At 61.5% G+C, this 19,248-nt stretch carries 20 protein-coding genes; 7 read left to right on the top strand and 13 right to left on the bottom strand.

Annotated elements, in window-relative coordinates:
- Nucleotides 1-45 precede the first annotated feature (45 nt).
- From purB to BMX27_RS08110, 4 genes are all read left to right on the top strand, one after another.
- The gene (gene purB / locus BMX27_RS08120) at nt 46-1,347 is read left to right on the top strand and encodes an adenylosuccinate lyase (RefSeq protein ID WP_090159364.1); all 1,302 of its coding nucleotides are present in this window, start codon (nt 46-48) and stop codon (nt 1,345-1,347) included.
- A 73-nt stretch (nt 1,348-1,420) separates the two neighbouring features.
- On the top strand, nt 1,421-1,573 hold the full coding sequence (locus tag BMX27_RS16845) for a hypothetical protein (RefSeq protein ID WP_157057378.1): 153 nt from the start codon (nt 1,421-1,423) through the stop codon (nt 1,571-1,573).
- A gap of 66 nt (nt 1,574-1,639) precedes the next feature.
- Nucleotides 1,640-2,689, top strand: coding sequence for a FliG C-terminal domain-containing protein (locus BMX27_RS08115; RefSeq protein WP_090159363.1), 1,050 nt, complete (start codon nt 1,640-1,642; stop codon nt 2,687-2,689).
- 66 nt (nt 2,690-2,755) lie between these two features.
- A complete protein-coding gene (locus BMX27_RS08110) occupies nt 2,756-3,610 on the top strand; it encodes a lysophospholipid acyltransferase family protein (RefSeq protein WP_371260111.1) in 855 nt (284 codons plus the stop codon).
- Here the strand turns inward: BMX27_RS08110 and BMX27_RS08105 are convergent.
- Nucleotides 3,607-4,302 (bottom strand): DUF1223 domain-containing protein, encoded by a 696-nt coding sequence (locus BMX27_RS08105; protein WP_090159361.1) that lies wholly within the window; start codon nt 4,300-4,302, stop codon nt 3,607-3,609. The genes BMX27_RS08110 and BMX27_RS08105 overlap by 4 nt on opposite strands.
- Before the next feature lie 225 nt (nt 4,303-4,527).
- Here BMX27_RS08105 and acnA point away from each other — a divergent pair, with 225 nt between their 5' ends.
- Nucleotides 4,528-7,305, top strand: a complete 2,778-nt coding sequence (acnA, locus tag BMX27_RS08100) for an aconitate hydratase AcnA (RefSeq protein ID WP_090159360.1) — start codon at nt 4,528-4,530, stop codon at nt 7,303-7,305.
- 153 nt (nt 7,306-7,458) lie between these two features.
- On the opposite strand, the gene BMX27_RS08095 is transcribed toward acnA, so the two are convergent.
- The 9 genes from BMX27_RS08095 to yajC are packed head-to-tail and all read right to left on the bottom strand — an operon-like array spanning nt 7,459 to nt 13,440.
- The gene (locus tag BMX27_RS08095; RefSeq protein WP_090159359.1) at nt 7,459-7,995 is read right to left on the bottom strand and encodes a DsbE family thiol:disulfide interchange protein; all 537 of its coding nucleotides are present in this window, start codon (nt 7,993-7,995) and stop codon (nt 7,459-7,461) included.
- A complete protein-coding gene (ccmD, locus tag BMX27_RS08090) occupies nt 7,988-8,128 on the bottom strand; it encodes a heme exporter protein CcmD (protein WP_090159358.1) in 141 nt (46 codons plus the stop codon). The genes BMX27_RS08095 and ccmD overlap by 8 nt, the downstream gene beginning before the upstream one ends.
- Complete coding sequence (gene ccmC / locus BMX27_RS08085; protein ID WP_090159357.1) at nt 8,121-8,852, bottom strand: heme ABC transporter permease CcmC; 732 nt, start codon at nt 8,850-8,852, stop codon at nt 8,121-8,123. The genes ccmD and ccmC overlap by 8 nt, the downstream gene beginning before the upstream one ends.
- Nucleotides 8,853-8,894: 42 nt before the next feature.
- Nucleotides 8,895-9,551 (bottom strand): heme exporter protein CcmB, encoded by a 657-nt coding sequence (gene ccmB / locus BMX27_RS08080; protein ID WP_056031806.1) that lies wholly within the window; start codon nt 9,549-9,551, stop codon nt 8,895-8,897.
- Nucleotides 9,548-10,162: a heme ABC exporter ATP-binding protein CcmA gene (gene ccmA, locus BMX27_RS08075; protein ID WP_090159356.1), complete on the bottom strand. Its 615-nt coding sequence runs from the start codon at nt 10,160-10,162 to the stop codon at nt 9,548-9,550. The genes ccmB and ccmA overlap by 4 nt, the downstream gene beginning before the upstream one ends.
- Before the next feature lie 5 nt (nt 10,163-10,167).
- Entirely contained in the window at nt 10,168-10,521 is a 354-nt protein-coding gene (locus tag BMX27_RS08070) for an Mth938-like domain-containing protein (RefSeq protein ID WP_090159355.1), read from the bottom strand.
- On the bottom strand, nt 10,521-11,492 hold the full coding sequence (gene secF / locus BMX27_RS08065; protein ID WP_090159354.1) for a protein translocase subunit SecF: 972 nt from the start codon (nt 11,490-11,492) through the stop codon (nt 10,521-10,523). The genes BMX27_RS08070 and secF overlap by 1 nt, the downstream gene beginning before the upstream one ends.
- Nucleotides 11,493-11,496: 4 nt before the next feature.
- A complete protein-coding gene (secD, locus tag BMX27_RS08060) occupies nt 11,497-13,125 on the bottom strand; it encodes a protein translocase subunit SecD (protein WP_090159353.1) in 1,629 nt (542 codons plus the stop codon).
- A gap of 33 nt (nt 13,126-13,158) precedes the next feature.
- Nucleotides 13,159-13,440: a preprotein translocase subunit YajC gene (gene yajC, locus BMX27_RS08055; protein ID WP_056031791.1), complete on the bottom strand. Its 282-nt coding sequence runs from the start codon at nt 13,438-13,440 to the stop codon at nt 13,159-13,161.
- A gap of 258 nt (nt 13,441-13,698) precedes the next feature.
- Here yajC and serS point away from each other — a divergent pair, with 258 nt between their 5' ends.
- A complete protein-coding gene (gene serS, locus BMX27_RS08050; protein WP_090159352.1) occupies nt 13,699-14,991 on the top strand; it encodes a serine--tRNA ligase in 1,293 nt (430 codons plus the stop codon).
- 40 nt (nt 14,992-15,031) lie between these two features.
- Nucleotides 15,032-15,742, top strand: coding sequence for a hypothetical protein (locus BMX27_RS08045; RefSeq protein WP_090159635.1), 711 nt, complete (start codon nt 15,032-15,034; stop codon nt 15,740-15,742).
- Between the two features lie 3 nt (nt 15,743-15,745).
- Here BMX27_RS08045 and der read toward each other — a convergent pair whose 3' ends face one another.
- From der to BMX27_RS08030, 3 genes are read right to left on the bottom strand one after another with little or no spacing between them, the layout of a single operon-like run.
- The gene (gene der, locus BMX27_RS08040) at nt 15,746-17,212 is read right to left on the bottom strand and encodes a ribosome biogenesis GTPase Der (protein ID WP_090159351.1); all 1,467 of its coding nucleotides are present in this window, start codon (nt 17,210-17,212) and stop codon (nt 15,746-15,748) included.
- Between the two features lie 49 nt (nt 17,213-17,261).
- Nucleotides 17,262-18,563, bottom strand: a complete 1,302-nt coding sequence (locus BMX27_RS08035; RefSeq protein WP_256212440.1) for a PQQ-like beta-propeller repeat protein — start codon at nt 18,561-18,563, stop codon at nt 17,262-17,264.
- Between the two features lie 20 nt (nt 18,564-18,583).
- Nucleotides 18,584-19,246, bottom strand: coding sequence for a hypothetical protein (locus tag BMX27_RS08030; RefSeq protein ID WP_090159350.1), 663 nt, complete (start codon nt 19,244-19,246; stop codon nt 18,584-18,586).
- Between the last annotated feature and the right edge of the window lie 2 nt (nt 19,247-19,248).

Genomic DNA, 19,248 nt, shown 5'->3' with positions numbered 1-19,248 from the left:
AGTATGACGCGCGCGATCCCGCTGCCAACCCGAAAGGCCCGCCCAATGATCCCACGTTATTCCCGCCCCGACATGGTCGCCATCTGGGAGCCCGCCACGAAATACCGCATCTGGTACGAAATCGAGGCGCATGCCTGCGACGCGATGGCAAAGCTGGGCGTGATCCCGCAGGCCAATGCCGACGCGGTGTGGAAAGCCAAAGATGTGACATTTGACGTGGCCCGCATCGACGAAATCGAAGCGGTGACGAAACACGATGTCATTGCGTTCCTGACGCATCTGGCCGAGCACATCGGGTCCGAGGACGCGCGTTTTGTCCACCAAGGTATGACGTCATCGGACGTGCTGGACACGACGTTAAACGTGCAGCTGACCCGCGCTGCCGATCTGCTGCTGGACGGGATGGATCGCGTTCTGGCCGCGCTGAAATCGCGTGCGATGGAACACAAGGACACGGTGCGCATCGGGCGCAGCCATGGCATTCACGCGGAACCCACGACCATGGGCCTGACCTTTGCCCGGTTCTATGCCGAAATGGACCGTGGCCGCCGCCGCCTGGTCGCCGCCCGCGAGGAAATCGCCACGGGTGCGATTTCCGGCGCTGTAGGCACATTCGCCAATATCGACCCCGCGGTCGAGGAACACGTCTGCGCGCAGATGGGCCTGACGCCAGAGCCGATCAGCACTCAGGTCATCCCCCGCGACCGCCACGCCATGTTTTTTGCCACGCTGGGCGTCATCGCATCCAGCATCGAAAACATCGCGACCGAGGTCCGCCACATGCAGCGCACCGAGGTGCTGGAGGCCGAAGAGTTCTTTTCCAAGGGACAAAAAGGCAGCTCTGCCATGCCGCACAAGCGTAACCCGGTCCTGACCGAAAATCTGACCGGTCTGGCGCGTCTGGTGCGCATGTCTGTGGTCCCCGCACTGGAAAACGTGACCCTGTGGCACGAGCGCGACATCAGCCATTCGTCGGTCGAACGCGCCATCGGTCCCGACACGACCGTCACGCTGGATTTCGCCCTGCACCGTCTGGCCGGGCTGATCGAAAAACTGGTCATCTATCCGCAGAACATGCTGGACAACATGAACAAGTTCCGCGGCCTTGTGATGTCGCAGCGGGTGTTGCTGGCCCTCACGCAGGCCGGCACCAGCCGCGAAGACGCCTATCGTCTGGTGCAGCGCAACGCCATGAAGGTGTGGGAAGAAGGCAAGGATTTCCAGACCGAACTGCTGGCCGACCCCGAAGTGACGGCCGTGTTGTCCGAGGATGAAATCCGCGAGAAATTCGACCTTGGCTATCATACCAAACACGTTGATACGATCTTTGCCCGGGTGTTCGGATAGCTCCGATCTGTCGCAGGTGACGCAGGGTCAATCGCGTGCTATCATCTCGCTACCTCAACAAGGGAGAAGTACGATGATTGCACGAACGATCCTTGCGCTGTTTCTTTTGTCCCCTGCGACGGCCTTTGCCGCAGGGTGCAGCAGCAGCGAGACGGCCATGTCCTGCCCCGAAGGTGCGATGATGGACCACGAGACCGGCACCTGCGTGCCCGTCGCCAGCAGCTGAACAAAATCTGTGAACGGACCCCCTGCGTTCAGGGTCCGTTCATGAACGCAGGGCTATCAACATGGCATGCGCCATGAACCCGACCTGCCCCAAACCGCGACCGATCCCATCCTACCGCTGTCCCGACGGCGCAAGGCTGCGATCATCGTGCAACTCCTGATCAGCGATGGCAGCAAATTGTCGTTGGCGGATCTGCCCGACCGCCTGCAAGAGGACCTGACCGCAGAACTGGCATCCATTCGTCTGGTTGACCGCGATACGGTCAACGCCGTCGCTGCGGAATTCGCGGATCTGCTGGATGCCATCGGACTGAGTGCGCCGGGCGGTGTGGCGGCAGCACTGGATGCCCTGTCAGACCATCTGTCGCCCGATATCGCGACACGTCTGCGCGGCCGGGTCACGGGGTCTGCCAATGCCGACCCCTGGGACCGACTGATCAACCTCGACAACGAGACGATCCAGCGCATCCTTACGGCTGAAAATACTCACATCGGTGCGATACTGATGTCGAAACTGCCCGTCCCGCGCGCGGCAGAACTGCTGGGAAAACTGCCGGGCGATCTGGCGCGACGCCTCGCGGTCGGGATCAAACAGACCGAAACAATCGCGCCGCAGTCCGTCGCACGGATCGGTGCCGCGTTGATCGCAAACTACAGCACCACGCCTGACACCGCATTCACAGCCCCGCCGGGCAAACGGGTCGGCGCGATCCTGAACGCAGCCAAACCATCCATGCGCGACACCCTGCTGACCGGGCTGGACGCCGATGATCAGGGATTTGCCGCCGATGTGCGTAAATCCATTTTCACGTTCGAGGATATTCCCGCACGCGTCAGACCCGTGGACCTGCCGATGTGCCTGCGCGATATCGCCCCGGACGATCTTGCCACAGCGATGGCCTATGCAACGGCAACCGGCAATGATGCTGCAAAGACCGCTACCTTCATCCTCGATAGCCTGTCGCAACGCATGGCCAGCCAGATCCGCGACACCATCGAAGATCTGGGCGAGGTTTCTGCCCAGGCGGGTGAATCCGCCATGAGCATCCTCAGTGCATCTGTCCGCGCGCAAGCTGACAGCGGGCGGATCAGCCTGATCCAGACCGAGGCACCCTGACCCCTTTTCAAACAGCGGCGGTGTCGCTAACGCTGACGTATGCAGAGCGAAAAAATCACCGGCAGCATGTCCGAAAAACTTCAGGATACGGCGCTTCGGGCCGTGCTGGCCGGGTTGATGCGGCTGCCGTACACCAAACGCGTTGCGCTGATGGGACGGCTTGTGGCGCGCACATTCGGGCCACTGGCAGGCTATCGCAAACGGGCGCTGGCCAATCTGGCGCAGGTTCGGCCCGATCTGACACTTCAGGACAGACAAAAGATTGCCGATCTGGTCTGCGACAATTTCGGACGCACGCTGATCGAAAACTATTCCTACCAGGAATTCGGTGCCCATCTGCGTGGCACGACACCGACCGGTGACGGACTGGATGCGCTGCAAGAGGCGCGCGACATGGGCCGACCGGTGATTTTCGTGACCGGCCATTTCGGAAATTTCGAGGCACCGCGCCATGTCTTGACCCAATCGGGCCTGACGATTGGCGGGCTGTATCGCCCGATGTCGAATGGCTATGTCGATGCGCACTACCGCGAAACCATGACCAGCTGGGGCGGACCCGTCTTTGCGCAGGGCAGTCGCGGAACGATGGGTTTTGCGCGCCATATCAAATCGGGTGGCATGGGAACGCTCTTGTTCGATGTGCACGTCAGCGAGGGAACCGCCTTGCCATTTTTGGGACAGGATGCGTTTACGTCATTGTCAGCTGCCGAAATGGCGCTGCGTTTCGACGCGCTCTTGATCCCTTATTTCGGCATCCGGCAACGCGATGGCCTGTCATTCGCGGTCGAGGTGGATGCCCCCATTCCGCATGGTGATCCGCTGGAGATGATGCAGACCGCCACTGCCGCATTGGAAGAGCGTATCGCGCGGCACCCTGCACAATGGTTCTGGATCCACCGCCGCTGGAAACCTGCCCGCTAGGGCAGTTTGACAGCCCCCAGGATCGGGCCGGACGCCCCGTCCTGTACGATGACAACCACAGGCCCCGCATGATCCAATGGCACGGACAGGCGGGCGGGCTGTGCTGTCGTCCATGTGCCGGCGTTCTGCCAGCCCGTTACGACATTGCGATAGTCTATTGTTTTACCAGCATTTTCACCGCGTTCGATATTGCGCGTTACGGAATGGGTCAGACTGACGACCTGCACCAGCGCCTGCGCCGGAACGTTCCCTATTGCGCGTACGGAAATGTGCAAACCGTCCCCCCGGCGCAAAACCTCCAGCGCAATGGGGCTGGCGGTGTTGCGATGAACCGCCATCGCGTTCATGATCGCGCCAGGGTCACTGCCAACGACGCCGACTGCACCTGCAATCACCATCTGGGGGGTGTAGACATTCTTGGCGTTCCACCGCTGGGCGTAGGCGCGTTGTCGCTGGGTGTATTCCGGCCGGGCCAGATCGTCGGTCCAGCCGATATAGTCCCAATAGTCGACATGCAGCGCAATCGCGATCACATCGTCGCGGTCCGCCATCTGGGCCAGCAAACGATCCGCTGGCGGGCAACTGGAACACCCCTGCGAGGTGTAAAGTTCGACCACTGTGCCGGATTGTTGGGCACCAGCCGGGCCAGCCAGCGCAATCGCGCAAGATAGCGCTGCAATGAGATGACGCATCAATGAACTCCTGTCATGATGATGCACGAGGTACAGCCTGCGTCTTGAAATGACCAATCAAGCAATCGCGACAGAAGCGGACATCATCGCGACTGCAACACAATGGCCACATCAACTTTGTATGCAGATGTATACAAAAATGCGTTCTAGGCCTTGATCCCTTGCGTCAGCTACGGCAAAACGAGGCAAGAGAACTGCATCAACGCCCACACTGAAAGGGACATCATGACCGTCACCGTCGGCACCGATACCGCAAAAACCCGTAAGACCCTGACCGTTGGCGACCAGTCGGTCGACTATTATTCCATCGACGCGGCGACGGCCGCTGGCTTGGGCGACTTTTCGCGTCTGCCGGCAGCACTCAAGGTCGTTTTGGAAAACATGCTGCGGTTCGAGGACGGCAAGACCGTCACCACCGACGACATCAAGGCCTTTGCAACCTGGGCTGAAAACGGCGGCAAGAACCCGATCGAGATCGCCTACCGCCCTGCCCGCGTGCTGATGCAGGATTTCACCGGCGTGCCTGCCGTGGTCGACCTCGCCGCCATGCGCGACGGCATCGTGGCCCTTGGCGGTGACGCGCAGCAGATCAATCCGCTGAACCCCGTCGATCTGGTCATCGACCACTCTGTCATGATCGACGAATTCGGCAACCCGCGTGCATTCCAGATGAACGTGGACCGCGAATACGAACGGAACATGGAACGCTACCAGTTCCTGAAGTGGGGCCAGAAGGCGTTCAACAACTTCCGCGTGGTGCCGCCGGGCACGGGCATCTGCCACCAGGTGAACCTGGAATATCTGGCGCAGACCGTCTGGACTGACACCGACCAGAACGGCGTCACCGTGGCCTATCCCGATACGCTGGTCGGCACCGACAGCCACACCACCATGGTCAACGGCCTGGCCGTTCTGGGCTGGGGCGTCGGCGGGATCGAGGCCGAGGCCGCGATGCTGGGCCAGCCTGTCTCCATGCTCATCCCCGAGGTCGTCGGCTTCAAGCTGACCGGCGAAATGACCGAAGGCACGACCGCAACCGACCTCGTGCTGAAGGTCGTGGAAATGCTGCGCGCAAAGGGCGTGGTCAGCAAGTTCGTCGAATTTTATGGCCCTGGCCTGGACAACCTGCCACTGGCAGACCGCGCCACGATCGGCAACATGGCCCCCGAATACGGTGCCACATGCGGTTATTTCCCGATCGACAACGAAACCCTGAAATATCTGCGTCTGACCGGCCGTGACGAGGACCGCATCGCACTGGTCGAAGCCTACGCCAAGGAAAACGGTTTCTGGCGCGGTGCAGATTACGAACCCGTCTACACCGACACGCTGGAACTGGACATGAGCACCGTCGTGCCCGCCATTTCAGGGCCGAAACGTCCGCAGGATCACATCAACCTTGATGTTGCCGCAACGGCCTTTGGCGAATACGTCAAGGGCATCCGCGCAGGCAAGGACGCCTCGGTCAACTCGGAAATCCGTTGGGAAGGCGAAGGCGGCCAGCCTGAACCCGCCCAGATCCCCGGCGACGAAGGTCACCATGCCCGTGGATATGTGAACAATCCCAACGGTGAAAACTACCAGATCCATGACGGCAGCATCGTGATCGCCTCGATCACATCCTGCACGAACACCTCGAACCCCTATGTCATGATCGGGGCAGGTCTGGTTGCACGCAAGGCGCGCGCGCTTGGCCTGACCCGCAAACCCTGGGTGAAAACCTCGCTCGCACCCGGATCGCAGGTCGTGTCCGAATACCTCGAGGCCGCCGGCCTGCAAGAGGATCTGGACGCTCTGGATTTCCACCTGGTCGGCTATGGTTGCACCACCTGCATCGGCAACTCCGGCCCGCTGGAACCCGAAATCAGCAAGGCGATCAATGATTACGACGTGATCGGCGTGTCTGTTCTGTCAGGCAACCGCAACTTCGAAGGTCGGATCAGTCCTGACGTGCGCGCCAACTATCTGGCATCACCGCCGCTGGTCGTGGCCTATGCGCTTGTCGGCGACATGAACGTCGACATCACCAAGGACAGCCTGGGCAAGGACAAGGACGGCAACGACGTCTACCTCAAGGACATCTGGCCCACCCAAAAGGAAATCGCCGATCTGGTCGAACGCACCGTCACGCGTGAAGCCTTCATGTCGAAATATGCCGATGTGTTCAAAGGCGACGAAAAATGGCAGTCGGTCGAAGTCGTCGATTCCGAAACCTACAACTGGCCACCGCAGTCCACCTACGTCCAGAACCCGCCCTATTTCCAGGGCATGGCCAAGGACCCGGGCAACATCGCCAGCGTCAAGGATGCGAAGATCCTCGCGCTGCTGGGCGATATGGTCACCACTGACCACATCAGCCCTGCCGGTTCGTTCAAGGAAAGCAGCCCCGCCGGTCAGTATCTCACTGATCGTCAGGTGCCCGTGCGTGAATTCAACTCCTACGGATCGCGTCGCGGCAACCACGAGGTGATGATGCGCGGTACTTTTGCCAACATCCGCATCAAGAACGAGATGCTGGACGGCGTCGAGGGCGGCTATACCAAGGGTCCCGACGGACAGCAGACATCGATCTTTGACGCCGCCATGGCCTATCAGGAAGGTGGCAAACCGCTGGTCGTGATTGCGGGCGAACAATACGGTGCCGGGTCCAGCCGTGACTGGGCGGCCAAGGGCACGGCCCTGTTGGGCGTCAAGGCCGTCATCGCCGAGAACTTTGAACGGATCCACCGCTCCAACCTCGTGGGTTTCGGTGTGGTACCGTTCGAATTCACCGGCGACGACAACCGCAAGACCCTGAACCTGACGGGCGAGGAAACGGTCACCATCGACGGCCTGTCCGAGGTCAAACCGCAGCAGATGTGCACAGCACAGATTACCTATGCTGACGGCACGACCAAGGATATCCAGATCAAGTGCCGTATCGATACCGCGATCGAAATCGAATACGTCGAACACGGTGGCGTTCTGCACTACGTCCTGCGCAATCTGGCCAAAGTCGCCTGAACTGCATTCCACTGAAAACAAGGGCCCCGTCGGAACAATCCGACGGGGCCTTTTTCATGGCGCAGGACATCATCGCACTTCACGACCGTCCGACTTCTTCTGGTCAAAAATATCCCCGCCGGAGGCATCTGGATCGCACAGCGATCCAGACCCTTACTCGGTCGCAGACTCCAACATCGGAACGAACCGCTGTTCGTAATCCGAACCGATCAGCGGTCCGATGAAACGGTGCAACACGGTGCCATCGGGCCCCACAATGAATGTCTCGGGCGGCGCGGTCACGCCCCAGTCGATGGCACGCCGTCCGCGCGGGTCGAACCCGGTGGCGAAAAACGGATCGCCCTCGTCCGCCAGATAGCGCGCGGCATCATCCGCCTGATCGCGGAAATTGACGCCTGCCACGCGGTAGCCCGCATCGGACAAGGCCTGCAATGTTGGATGCTCGGCCCGGCAAGGCGGGCACCAGCTGGCCCAGAAATTCACGATCGTGACTTCGCCAGCGGACAAATCTGCCGCCGTCAGCAGCGTCGTGCCGGACACCGCCTCGTCGGGCAAGGCAGGGGCTGTCTGGCCAATGAAAGTCGACGGAATTTCACCGGCATTGTCCCGCATCAAACCGCCGTAAAACAGCGCGGCAAGCCCGGCAAAAACCAGCGGCGGCACGATCAGCAGTGGCGAAACCTTAGCCACGTTCGATGTCCTCCAGCGCACGTTTGATCCGCCGGGACCGCCGCCAGCTCAGCCCGATGATGGCGGCCAGCAGGACGATTGTCGCCACATAGGACGATATCACGTAGGCCGTGTAATCTCCCAGTTCAGGCACGTGCAGCCCTCGCGGTCAGCGCGCGCATGCGGCGGGCGCGAATTTCTGTCCGGGTGCGCAGCAGCACGAGTGCGATGAACAGAATGCCAAAACCGAACATGCAGATCACCAGTGGAATGAAATAGATATCGGCGATGGTGCGCCCACCCGTCACAACCGGTACGGATGTGCCCTGATGCAATCCCTGGTTCCAGAACCGCACTGCGTAGCGCGACAGGATCGCAAAGATCGACCCCACGATGCAGAGCACCGCCGTCAGATCAGCCGCCGTGTCGGGATCGTCGATCGCCTCCCACAGGGCCATGTAGCCCAGGTAGAACAGGAACAGGATCATGAAACTGGTCAGTCGCGGATCCCAGACCCAATAGGTCCCCCAGGTCGGCATGCCCCAGATTGCCCCCGTCACCAGCGCGATCACGGTCATGACCATCCCCACAGGCGCTGCCGCCCGTGCGGCAAGGGCGCTGACATGGTGTCTGCGGATCACCCAGACGACACTGGCCACCAGCATCATGAACCATGCGTTGATCGCCATGAGCGCTGCCGGAACATGCAGATAGATGATTTTGACCGTCGACCCGAACTTGTCGGCATCGGGCGTCAGGAAAAAGCCCCAGAACAACCCACCGACGACCAGAACACCGGACAGGCCAAAGGCCCATGGCACGACGGGCGCCGTCCATTCCATGAACCGTTTCGGATTTGCATATTCCCACATCGACATGACGTTTACCTATCCTCGGGGCGTGCCCCGCTCAATCCCAATTCACCGCAGATTGATCCGCAAGGCGGCTGCCGTGGCAAAGGGTAGCAGCGCAAAACAGCCCAGCGTGATAACCCCCACCAACATCAGGGGTGCTGTGACCCCGCTGCCGTCCGCACCGCGCCGCACGGCCTCGGCACCAAACATCAGCGTTGGAATATACAGCGGCAAAACCAGCAGCGACAACAATAGGCCGCCACGCCGCAGACCCACCGTCAGGGCAGCACCGAATGTGCCGATCATCGACAAGGCCGGCGCGCCAAGCGCCAGCGACGCCAATAGCCAAACATAGGCACCTGGGGCCATGTTCAGGAAAAACCCCAGCAGGGGTGCGACACATGTCAGTGGCAACCCGGTGGTGATCCAGTGTGATACTGCCTTGGACAGGGCCACGCCTTCCAGCGGGATCGGTGCCGTGGCCAGCAATGGCAGCGAACCATCCTCGAAATCCAGCGCAAAGATCCGGTCCAGCGACAACAGGGCCGCCAGCAACGCCGCGACCCACAGGATGCCCGGCGCGATGGGGGTCAGAATGACCCGGTCAGGCCCGACGCCGAATGGCACTAAAACGACGACGATCAGGAAAAACGCAAGTCCAAGGCCAAACCCGCCCCCTGCGCGGACTGACAGCCGCAGATCCCGCAACAAAAGCGCAATCACAGGAACGCCGCGTCCGCGCCGCCGTCTGCATCCGCCGCCGCGATATAGGGCGTCAGATCCAGCGCAGGAACATCTAGCCCGAGGTCGATATGAGTGGCGATCACGGCGCAACCACCCTGCCCCAGATGTGCGTCGCGCATCCAGTCGGCAAACATCCGAACCGAGAAGTTATCCAGACTGACCGTCGGTTCATCCAGAAACAGCACGGATCGACCGATCACGGCAAGACGGGCCAGACCCAGCCTGCGTTTTTGCCCCGCTGACAACGTGCCCGCCAGCCGGTCACGCAGGTCATGCAGGTCGAATGCCGCATAAGCCGTCTCTGGCACGCTGCGGTCGTGGATCTGCGCCCAGAACGTCAGGTTTTCCGTCACCGTCAGCGCGGATTTGATCCCATCGGCGTGGCTGGCATAGGCATCGCTGCCCTCGGGGTAATCCACGGTCCCGGACAAGGGCGGTTGCAACCCGGCCATGGTGCGCAGCAGCGTCGTCTTGCCCACACCGTTCGGTCCGCGCAGGATCAGGGCCTCTCCGGGGTTCAGCGCGAACGATACCCGTTCCAGAACAGGCACGCCCCCACGGGCGCAGCGCAGGTCGTTGACCTGCAACACGGCGATCAGACCGGAATCAGCGCAAGGGCGACGCGGCGCCCCTCGCTTAGCAAAATATTGAATGTGCGGCAGGCCGCGGGTGACGCCATAACGTCCAGCCCGACGCCTGCATCCTCGAGTTGTTGGCGAAAGGACTTGGGGGCATGTGCCACCTCGGCCCCTGTGCCGACAAAGAGCACGTCGATCGTATCCGCCTCGGCCAGCAGCGTCGCGACATCGTCAAAACCACCCCAACTGGCCACCCCGGACGGCAGAACCGTTACCGGGCCCTCGATCACCTGGCCGCCAATCCGGAAAAACCCCGGGCCATAGCCATCGACGGGTTTGGATTTGTCGTAGGTGATTTCGGTCAGGCGCATCAGCTGTCCTCGATATCCGCGTAACGTCCGCCCGTGGCGGGGTTCTTTTTCGACCAGTCGCGTTTGACGCCCAGCATCAATACCACGTTCTTGGCCACATAGATCGATGAGTAGGTGCCGACAATGATGCCCCAGGTAATCGCAAAGACAAACCCGCGTATCACGTCACCACCAAGCGCCAGCAGTGCCACGAGTGCCAGCAGCGTCGTGCCCGAGGTCATCATGGTCCGCGCAAGGGTTTCATTCGCGGACAGGTTCAGCACATCGACCAGCGGCATGACCTTGTACTTGCGCAGGTTTTCCCGCACCCGGTCGAACACCACGACGGTATCGTTGATCGAATAGCCGACGATGGTCAGCAAGGCCGCGATGATCGCGAGATCGAACCTGATTTGCAGCAGCGAAAACAAACCGATGGTCAGGCCGATATCATGGATCAACGCCACGATCCCACCGACGGCAAACTGCCACTCAAACCGCAACCAGATGTAGATGATGATCGCCGACAGCGCGCCGATGACAGCAAAAATGGCTGATTGAATAAGTTCGCCGGACACCTTGGGTCCGACACTCTCGACCGAGGTAAAGTCGACCTCGGGGTCCACCGCCTGCAAGGCTGTGCGGACACTGTCGATGGTGCTTTGTGCAACGCTTTCCGCATCGTCCTGCGCCTGAATACGCACGGATGCGACGAATTGATCCGCGCGGAATGTCGGGTCAAACACCTCGGTGATGCTGACATCACCCAATTCCAGCGATTCCAGTGCGGTGCGATAGGCGCTGACATCGACGGGTTGCGTGCTTTCCGTGCGGATCGTCGTGCCGCCCCGGAAATCGATTCCGTAGTTCAGACCAAAGGTCATGAAGGCCACGATCGACAGCACCAACAGCACCATACTGCCGCCAAAGGTCACGCTGGCGAGTTTGAAGAAATTGATATTCGTATCGTCGGGGATCAGGCGCATTCGCATAGGATCAGACCTCGATTGTCTTGGGACGCTTGCGCGAGAACCACAGCACGATCAGTGCGCGCGTGACGAAAATGGCGGTGAATACCGACGTGATGATGCCCAGCCCCAGCGTAACGGCAAAGCCGCGCACGGGACCAGACCCCAGCCAATACAGAATGCCTGCCGTGATCAGCGTCGTGATGTTGGCGTCAATGATCGCTGACAGTGCACGTTCATATCCCAGCTCGATGGCACGCGCGGGTCCCTTGGCGGTTTTCAACTCCTCGCGGATGCGCTCGAACACCAGCACGTTGGCGTCGACGGCCATACCGACGGTCAGGACGATGCCCGCAATGCCCGGCAGGGTCAGCGTCGCCCCGATGAGCGACAGAACGCCAAAGATCAGACCCAGGTTCACGATCAGCGCGATATTGGCGAAAATACCGAACAGGCCGTAGGTCATGCCCATGAACACGATGACCAGCAGGCCACCCACCATCGCGGCCCGCTGGCCTGCGTCGATGCTGTCCTGACCCAGTTGCGGGCCGATCGTGCGTTCCTCCAGGAATTCAAGCGAGGCCGGCAGCGCACCTGCGCGCAACAACACGGCGAGGTTTGTGGATTCCTCGACCGTGAAATTGCCGGTGATGATACCGGACCCGCCAGGAATATGGGACTGGATCACCGGGGCGCTGATGACCTCGGAATCGAGAACGATGGCGAACTGCGTGCCGATATGATCCAGCGTATAATCACCGAATTTACGGGCACCGGACACGTTGAAACGGAAATTGACGGCCGGACGCCCGTTCTGGTCGAACGCGGGCTGTGCATCGACCAGTTCCTCGCCCGTGACGACCGGAACGGAATCAAGGATGTAGAACACCCCCTGCTCGTCGATCGATGGCAGAATTTCCTGACCCACGCCGGGGGTCGCGTCTGCACCTGCCGGGCCGATCACTTGCTGAAATGTCAGCTGTGCCGTTGTTCCGATCAATTCGATGATCTCGGCGCTGGACCCGACACCGGGCACCTGAATCAGGATCCGGTCGGTGCCCTGACGCTGAATCGTGGGTTCGCGTGTGCCGACCTCGTCGATACGGCGGCGAATGATCTCGAGGCTTTGCTGCATCGTACGGTCATCGACGGCCTGTTTCTCAGCGTCGGACAGTTGGATGGTCAGCACGGGGCCGCTGGTACTGACCTCGATGTCGGTTGACCCGGCACCGGTCAGGGTCTGGATCGGGCGGGCCAGACCGCGCACGATTTCTGCGGCACGTGCCGCACCGGCGGGTTCGGAAATCCGCACGACCAGAATATCGTCAGGGCTGTCCTCGCGGGTGACAAAACCGACCGTGTCGCGTTCGGCGGCCAATGCGTCACGCACTTCGGGCCAGGTGGCGTCCATGATGGACGCATAGACATCGGGGGTGTTCACCTCTGCCAGCAGATGCGCCCCGCCCCGCAGGTCGAGGCCGAGGTTCACCAGATTGGATGGCAGGAATGATGGCCAGCCTGTCGCGTCTTCGCCGGTTGAAACCGCATCGTTGTAGGTTTCAACCCGGTCATAGAACAGGTTCGGCAGGGCCAGTAGCAGCCCCACCGTCACCGTGAGCCAGATCAACGCTTGCCGGAACGGCGAGATATTCAGCATGTACTGGCCCCCTTGGCCATCAAGCGCGGTCGCTTACTTGGCAGGTTCGGTCTTGTTGATCACGGTCGCGATGGTGGACTGGATCACGCGCACTTTCACGCCAGCGGCGATTTCAACTTCCAGTTCCTTTTCCGCCTCGCGCACGGCCGTCACCTTGCCGACGATACCGCCCTGCGTGATGACCTGATCGCCGCGGCGCAGCGCGCTGACCATGGCTGCATGTTCCTTCAGCTTTTTCTGCTGCGGACGGATCAGCAGGAAATACATGATACCAAAGATCAAAAACAGCGGGACGATGGATGCGATGCCTTCCATGGCGGCTCCTCAGGGTTGGCGGCGCAAAGCACCGGGGGTCAAAGTCGCGGCACACTAGAAGCGAGGTGCAGCAATGGCAACAGGCTCGCTTGTGCCTCGCCGCGATATAGTAAGGATCACCGGATGCGCCAACCGGGCGACGACCCGATTTTGATGAAAACCGCGATATTGCGTGGCCTGGACCGGTGCCGCACGCTAGCCCCTTCACCATCGCCGCGTGATCGGGCATACCGCGCGCAGCACAAGTGAGGAGCCGACATGCATGATATTCGCCTGATCCGTGACGACCCCGCCGGATTCGACGCGGCCCTGTCCCGGCGCGGTGTCGCGCCGCAGTCCGAGGCCATCTTGCAAATCGATTCCGACCGCCGCGCCGCGATCAAGGCGGCCGAGGTCGCACAGGCCGCAGCAAATCAAGCTGCCAAGCAGGTCGGTGCAGCCAAGGCCAAGGGTGACGAGGACGAATTCCAGCGTCTGCGCACCCTGATGGCCGACAGCAAGGCGCAGATCGCCGACCTCAACGCCAAGGCCAAGGAGCTGGACGCGCAACTGAACGCGCATCTGCTGGGTCTGCCCAATCTGCCCTATGCCGATATTCCCGATGGCGTGGACGAGGCCGACAACGTCGAACTGCACCTCCGCGGTGCGCCGCGCAATTTCGATTTCACCCCCGTCGAACATTACGAAATCCCCGCCGTCGCTAGCGGCATGGATTTTGAAACCGCAGCAAAGCTGTCAGGCAGCCGCTTTGTCATGCTGTCCGGGGCCGTGGCCCGTGTTCACCGCGCGCTGGCCCAGTTTATGCTGGATACACATGTCGATGAACACGACCTGACAGAGGCCAATGTCCCCGTGATGGTCCGCGAGGATATGATGGTCGGCACCGGTCAACTACCGAAATTCGGCGAGGACAGCTATCAGACGACAAATGGCTGGTGGCTGATCCCGACCGCAGAGGTGCCTTTGACCAATACCGTGAACGGTGACACCGTTGATGGCGCGACCCTGCCCCTGCGCTATGTCGCACATACCCCCTGTTTCCGGTCCGAGGCCGGAAGTGCCGGTCGCGATACCAGCGGCATGTTGCGCCAGCACCAGTTCGAAAAGGTCGAAATGGTGTCCATCACGCATCCGGACGAAAGCGATGCGGAACATGAGCGTATGACCCGCTGTGCCGAAACCATCCTGGACAAACTCGAACTGCCCTACCGGACGGTCGTGCTGTGTGCAGGTGACATGGGTGCAGGCGCACGTCGCACCCACGATATCGAAGTTTGGCTGCCCGGTCAGAACGCCTATCGCGAAATTTCGAGCATTTCGACCTGTGGCGACTATCAGGCCCGGCGCATGAACGCGCGGTTCAAACCTGCCGACGGCGGCAAACCCGCGTTCGTTCATACGCTGAACGGGTCCGGTCTGGCTGTCGGGCGCACCTTGATTGCCGTTTTGGAAAACGGACAGCAGGCCGACGGTTCGGTGCATCTGCCAGCGGTGTTGCACGGCTATCTGGGCGGGAAGTCACAGATTAGCGAGAACGGCCTTCTGATCTAGTTTGACTGCAACCTTTGCAGTCCGCGCCGCGTTGGATCGCATGAACAAATCACTCGCCCCCCTGACGCTGATCCTGACGCTAGCCTTTGCGCTGTCGCCGCTCTTTTCCTCGTTCAGCGGGTTTCAGTCCGACCAGCTGCCGATCCCGCAGATCAACCCGCCGGTTCAGCCTGCGGGTTACGCATTTGCGATCTGGGGGCCGATCTATCTATGGCTGACCGCATCCGCGATCTACGGCCTGTGGAAATCACGCAATGATCCAAAATGGGACGCAGCCCGCAAGCCGCTGTGCGTGAGCCTCGCCGTGGGTGTGCCTTGGCTGTGGGTTGCGAACCAAAGTGCGGTTTGGGCCACCGTCATGATCTGGATCATGCTGGGCTTTGCGATTGCCGCATTGATCAGCAGCCCACCCCTGACGCGTTGGACCTTTCGCGGGCCGGTCGCCCTTTATGCAGGGTGGCTGACGGCGGCGAGTTTCGTTTCGCTGGCGACGGTGCTGGCTGGATACGGGATTGGGTTCAGTGCCTACGGCTGGGCCTTTGCCGGCATCATCGGCGCGTTAGTGTTGGCCATGGCCGTCTATCGCAGACAACCTGCGCCTGTCTATCTGCTCGCGATCATCTGGGCCCTGATCGGCGTATGCGTGAACAACGGTTTTGATCGGTTCCTGATCACGGCAACAGCCATCACCGGGATCGTCGTCCTGATCTGTGTGATGGCTGTCTGGTTTCCGCGCGTCCCGGCGGCCTGACGGTCAGCGGTCGCTGCCGGGCTTTTTCTTGTGCTTTGACAGACGTGACGGCTGGGACGACTTGCGGTCCTTGTAAGGGTTCTTGTCACCCTGATCGCGCAGCGTCAGCCGGATCGGCGTGCCGGGCATGTCGAAATCCTCGCGCAGACCATTGACCAGATACCGGTTGTAGCTGGCCGGCACGAGGTCGGGATGCGACGTCATCACAACGAACCCCGGCGGGCGTGTTTTGACCTGCGTGGCATAACGCATCTTGATCCGCTTGCCGCCCGGTGCGGGTGGCGGGTGCTGTTCCAGCATCCCGGTCAGCCAGCGGTTCAGCTGTGCCGTGGTGACGCGCCGGTTCCAGGTCTCGTAGACCCGCATCACGGCTTGTTGCAGCCGGTCCAAACCCTTGCCCGTCTTGGCCGAGACCGTCACCAGCGGCGCACCGCGCAGCTGCGGCAGCAAACGGGTGAATTCCTCTTTGAGTTCACGCAGTTTGTCCTGCTTGTCCTCTTCGACGTCCCATTTGTTGACACCGATGACGACGGCACGCCCCTCGCGCTCGGCAAGGTCAGCAATCCGCAGGTCCTGCTGTTCAAACGGAATATCCACGTCCAGCAAAACGATCACGACCTCTGCAAATTTCACCGCACGCAGGCCGTCACTGACCGACAGCTTTTCCAGTTTTTCGTTGATCCGCGCCTTTTTGCGCATGCCCGCGGTGTCAAAGATCCGCATCGGGACGCCACCCCAATCGGTCTGGACCGAAATGGCGTCGCGCGTGATGCCTGCCTCCGGGCCGGTCAGCAGACGATCCTCTCCGATGATCTTGTTGATCAGGGTCGATTTGCCGGCGTTGGGCCGTCCCACGACCGCAATCTGAAGGGGCCGCGTGCGCGTCGGTACCCGCACGGCGTCGTCGTCATCTTCGGCATCCGCGTCGATATCGATGTCGGTTTCGGGGGCGTCACGCTTGTCCCGTTCGGCAAATTCTTCGGACAATGGCCGCAGCGCATCCATCAGCTCGCCCATGCCCTCGCCGTGTTCGGCGGACAGGCGGATCGGCTCGCCCAGTCCCAGCGCATAGGCCTCGAGGATGGTCGCATCCGCGGCCTTGCCCTCGCCCTTGTTGGCAGCAAGGATGACGTTCGCATTCTTGCGGCGCAGGATATCGGCAAAAACCTCGTCCGCGGGCAGCACACCGGCACGCGCGTCGATCATGAACAGGCAGACGTCGGCCATTTCCACGGCGCGTTCCGTCAGCCGGCGCATCCGCCCCTGGAGGGATTCGTCTGTCGCCTCTTCCAGACCGGCGGTGTCGATCACCGTGAACTTGATGTCGGCAATGCGACCCGGCCCCTCGCGCAGATCGCGTGTCACACCGGGTTGGTCGTCGACCAGTGCCAGCTTCTTGCCGACCAGCCGGTTGAACAGCGTGGATTTCCCCACGTTGGGTCGGCCCACAAGGGCAAGTGTAAAGGTCATTGCGACGACTCCGGATAGATCAAGTGCCGGGTCTTACACCGGACTTGCGTCAACGGAAAGCCAGCAGTTGACCATCCTTGTTGACCACGTACAAAACACCGTTGGCAATCGCCGGGGTCGATGCGGCACCGCCGGGAATGGCGATGGACGACATCAATGCGCCAGAGCGCGGATCGAACGACCGCAACTGCCCGTCAGAGGATGCCACGACCAGCCGGTTGCCCGCCATGATCGGACCGTAATGGGCAAACACCGTCCGCTTGCTGCGCAGCCAACCGCCGTTGTCGACAAAGTCAGGCAAGGCCACGCGCCAGATCGGTGTGCCCGTGTCGGCATCCAGACGGATCAGCTCGTTCAGATCATTGACCATGAACAGTGACCCACCTGCAGGCCAGACCGGGCCGGTGGCCCCTTCTTCTGCGGTCCAGATCCGATCGCCGGTCGCCTTGTCCAGCGCCACAGTGCGGCCCGAGAAATTGCCGACATAGACACGGTCGCCGTCAATTACGGGATCGCCAGAGATATCCGAAATCGCGGCGACGGCCTCGCCCACCCGATCACCAGAGATGATCTGCGACCAGCGTTGAATGCCGCCTTGCGGAAAAACGCCGACCACCTCGCCGGACGGAAACGGGAACACGGCCAGATCGGACGTTACCGCCGGCCCGGCACCGCCGGAAAAGGACGAAACCGACGGAATACCGCCCAACTGGTACCGGATGCGGCCATCGGCCGTGTCGATGGCCCAGCCCGTGCTGTCGCGGCTCACGACATAGACCAGATCGCCGGACACTGTGGGCGCGGATGTGCCGGGCGCATCCAGATCCTGCGTCCAGAACGTCCCGCCTGTTGCGGGATCAAGTGCCGTCAGGCGGCCGAAACCGGTGGTCACGAACAACCGACCGCCGCCAAACGCCAGACCACCACCAGAGGCATCCGTGCGGCTGTCGGTCGGCGGTGTCAGTTCCACGGACCAGACGGGTGCGCCCCCCGTCGTCGTCGCCGTCACCCGTGACAGGGCGTCCAGCGTGTAAACGATCCCGCCTGCCACCACAGGATCAGCCGTGATCCGGGCGGATTTGCTGTCACCGGCGCCGATATCCACCGCGAAGGCAAGTGTCGGGCTGGTCGAGAACACGGGCTGCGGGAACATATGGTCCGCATCGCCATTGCGATGGGTCCAGCTGCTGTTCAGCTGCGGGGCCTCAAAAGATATCGGAAGAGCCTGGTTCACCTCGGCATTGCCGGGCCGGATCGGTTCGCGCACACCGGGCAGAATGATGTCGTCCTCGCCACAGGCTGTCAGGGTCATGACGGCCAAAAGGCCGGCGCAGATAATCTTGGCTGTCACGGCATCTGCCCCTTTGGCTCTTATTCGCTCTGGATCGTGTCGGGCACCGGTGCCCCCAGCGCAACCATTAATGTTTGGGCGCGGTCACGCAACCCTCGCGTGGCACCGGCGTCCTCGATCAGCGCGGTCAGCTTGGCCACGGCGGCATCACTGTCGCCATCGGCCAGATCCATCAGGGCCAGCTGTTCCTGTGCCAGCAGGCTGAACGGTTGGCCGGGGGACGCCAGGTTTTCCAAGGTCTGACGACGGGTCGCCATGTCCAGTTCGCCACCGATCACGGCTGCCTTGAATGATGCAAGGTCGCGGTAAACCTGCGGTACGTCGCCATTCAGCGCCAGCGCCTGCAGGGTCTGCGTCGCAGTGACGGCCTCTTCGCTTTCCAGTTGGGTCGCGGCCTCCAGCAGGTCGACAACAGCACGGGCGGGGCCCTGCCCTTCGACCTGCGCAAGTGCTGCCGCGCGGGCGGCGGGATCGTCCTGTTCCAGTGCGGCCAGCACGGCATCGCCCTTGGCCTGTGCCGCAGCCATGTCGCGCGCCTTGGTGTATTCGATCCAGGCGGCACCACCGACCAGCAGCACGACGGCCAGGATGGCGATCCAGCCATAACGCTTTATCAGGCCATACAACCTGTCGCGGCGAACCTCTTCGGTCACCTCGTTGATAAAGCTGTCAGTATCGCTCATCT

The organism is Loktanella sp. DSM 29012 (assembly GCF_900110705.1).
Classification (GTDB): Bacteria; Pseudomonadota; Alphaproteobacteria; order Rhodobacterales; family Rhodobacteraceae; genus Loktanella; species Loktanella gaetbuli.
The sequence above is the reverse complement of the archived record's forward strand: the minus strand, read 5'-3'. Positions and strand labels throughout refer to the sequence as shown.